Origin of the sequence: Mycobacterium sp. (assembly GCF_052145595.1) — a bacterium.
GTDB lineage: Bacteria > Actinomycetota > Actinomycetes > Mycobacteriales > Mycobacteriaceae > Mycobacterium.
This window is the reverse complement of the sequence record NZ_JBKQOI010000307.1, coordinates 1-2,632: the sequence shown is the minus strand read 5'-3', so window position 1 is coordinate 2,632 and position 2,632 is coordinate 1. Positions and strand designations below refer to the sequence as shown.

Here is a 2,632-nt window from a genome sequence, read left to right as displayed (position 1 = left end):
CGGCGGCTAGCGCTTTGGCTGCACCTCGACGTAGACGTAGGACACCAGCCTCGCCGACATGCCCGCGTAAGCACGAAGCGCACAACAGTAAAGCCTGCGTCCGAGGCCGTAGTTGGCGGCAATCGTGCGCTCCGCGTGCCGCGATCCGCCCGGATCGAGGATCCGGGCGATTCCGATCGACGGGGGGCCGAACGGCTTGCCACGGTGATCGCACGGGGCGAGCCGCACCTCGGGATTGCGGGGGATGCGCTTGACCTTGCCGGCCGCCTCCTCGGTGTGGAAATACACCCGATCGTGCTCGTCGCGACCGAACCACACCGGTGACGGAACACCTTCACCGTCCGCGCGGTAGGTGATCAGAAGGGCGTACTTGTGGCCGGCGAGCGAGGCGAAGCCGGTGGTCGGTTCGGCGTCCGCCGTCGACCAGGCGTCCTTGTGCCGCCGGCGCTCATAGAAGAAGTCCGTGAATTTGGTGAGGGCTGACTTGGAGGAACCTGCCATGGCTGTACCTCAACCGCTACGCCGCTCGCGGATTGCCTGCTGCACGCGGGAAGCGAAGCGCTGCGCCATCGCCAGCGCGCGCTCACCGCGGCCGCCCGCCGCCGGCAGGAGGCCGAGTTGGCGCGAAACACTCAACGCGTCGTATGCGATGTGCACCTTGCACACGCGACCGTCCCGGTACTCGTAGACGTCGATTCCGTCGATCTCCCAGCGGCGGCCGGTGGGCGCGAAGCCAGGCGGCTCGATCGGACCCGTGAGCGTGGCCCAACCGCGCCAATGGACGGCGGCGCGAGGCTCACCAGGGATCACGTAAGGCCCGCTGATCGGCTCGAACGTCATGTCCGGCATCGCCCGCCAGATAAATTTGAGGAATTCACGTACGTCTGCGTGTCCTCGCATCGGCTTGGGCCAGCCGCCATCGCGGCACTCGATGTCCTCGGTCATGAGCGCCAGCACTCGGTCGATCTCATGGGAGTTCCACGCGTCCTGCCACCGCAGCATGAAATCGAGGATCCACTCGATCGACGGCGTCGCCTCGCTCGTCGTCTCGGCCGCGGTCCTCGTGCCGTCAGCCGCAGTCGTTGACTCGGTCTCGGACATCCGTGCTCCCCCAGTGTCGCCGGTCAAGCCGAGTCCTGACGCTGTCGCGGCGAGGAGGTCGACCCGGGAACCAGATGGGCGCCCGGGGCCCGTTGCTGACCGTCGGTGCCGATATGGCCTGCGCATCCGATTGTCCACGGGTGATCAGCGCGGGTGAACTCGTACTCGGTCTCGTCGAAGTTACGCGTCGCACGCCAGTACTGCCAGGTGAAACCCGGCCAGAGGACGCGGTTGACGCCCTTGTCATCGACAAACCAGTTCGTGCAACCCGCGGTGGACCACACGCGCTTAGCCAGCCGGCGCTGGATGTCCTCGTTGAATCGGTCCTGGACATCCTGGCGGACTCGGATCGAGGTGGCCGCGCGCTGCTGCATACCGTCCATGGCGCGCAGCGCGAGCTTGATCTGCTGCTCGATCATGAACACTATCGAGTTGTGTGTTATCCCCGTGTTGGCGCCCATCAAGAAGAACGCGTTGGGTGCCCAGGCGACGGTGATACCCATGTGGGCTTGGGGGCCGTCGGTGTTCCACCGCTGCCCAAGCGATTCCCCGTCGGCACCGCGGATATCGAGGCCGCGCAACGCGTCGCCGAGGTTGAAACCGGTGGCGTAGATGATGATGTCGACCTTACGCTCGGTGCCGTCGACGGTCACGATGCTCCCGGGCCGTACCTCGGCGATGCCGTCCGTGATCACCTCGGCGTTGGGCCGCGCCAGCGCCGGGTAGTACGTGGGGGAAAAGAGGAGGCGCTTGCAGCCGATCTGATACTTGGGGGTGAGCTTGGCCAGCAACGCCGGATCCTTAATGCTCTTGCGTATGTTGGCCCTGGCCGCCCATTCCAGCGGTTTATGCAGGTTGCCGTACCCGTGGAGCCCGAGGGCCAGCGACTCGGCAATCCAGTAGGTCAGGGCACGGAAGACGTTGCGGGTCAAGGGCACTTTGGCGAAAAGCTTCTGAACTGATTTGGGGATGGTCGGGTTGCGCCGGCGTAACACCCAGGGCGGGGTGCGCTGATACAGCTGCAGCTGCCCTACTTGCTCGGCGATGATCGGCACGAATTGGATTGCGCTGGCGCCGGTGCCGATCACGGCGACCTTCTTACCGGTCAAATCCACGCTGTGATCCCATCGCGCGGAGTGGAAGGCCGGCCCGGTGAACGACTCGATGCCGCTGAGCTGCGGAATGCGTGGTACATGCAGCGGAGAGGCACTGATCACCAGGAACTGGGCGGAGACTGTGCGTCCGTCGGCCAAGCGACCCCGCCAGCGCGACGCCACATCATCCCAGTGCGCCTCGACAAGCTCAGCGTCGAAAGCCACCTTGCGGCGTAGGTCGTACTTGTCGGTGAGTCGTTGCAGGTATGCCTGGATCTCCGGCTGCGAAGACCACATCTTGGACCAGAACGGGTTCTGCTCAAAGGAATACGAGTAGATGGCCGTTGGCACGTCGCAGCCGCAGCCCGGATAGGTGTTGTCGCGCCAGGTGCCGCCGATGTCGTGGGATTTCTCCAAGATCAGAAAGTCGTCACGGC

General features: G+C 65.0%; 3 protein-coding genes. All 3 read right to left on the bottom strand.

What is annotated here, in order from left to right:
• Positions 1-6: 6 nt before the first annotated feature.
• The gene (locus ACLP4W_RS25915; protein ID WP_442390249.1) at positions 7-501 is read right to left on the bottom strand and encodes a PPOX class F420-dependent oxidoreductase; all 495 of its coding nucleotides are present in this window, start codon (positions 499-501) and stop codon (positions 7-9) included.
• A 9-nt stretch (positions 502-510) separates the two neighbouring features.
• On the bottom strand, positions 511-1,101 hold the full coding sequence (locus ACLP4W_RS25910; protein WP_442390248.1) for an ester cyclase: 591 nt from the start codon (positions 1,099-1,101) through the stop codon (positions 511-513).
• Between the two features lie 23 nt (positions 1,102-1,124).
• The coding region (locus tag ACLP4W_RS25905; RefSeq protein WP_442390247.1) for a flavin-containing monooxygenase at positions 1,125-2,632 on the bottom strand (1,508 nt) is incomplete at its 5' end.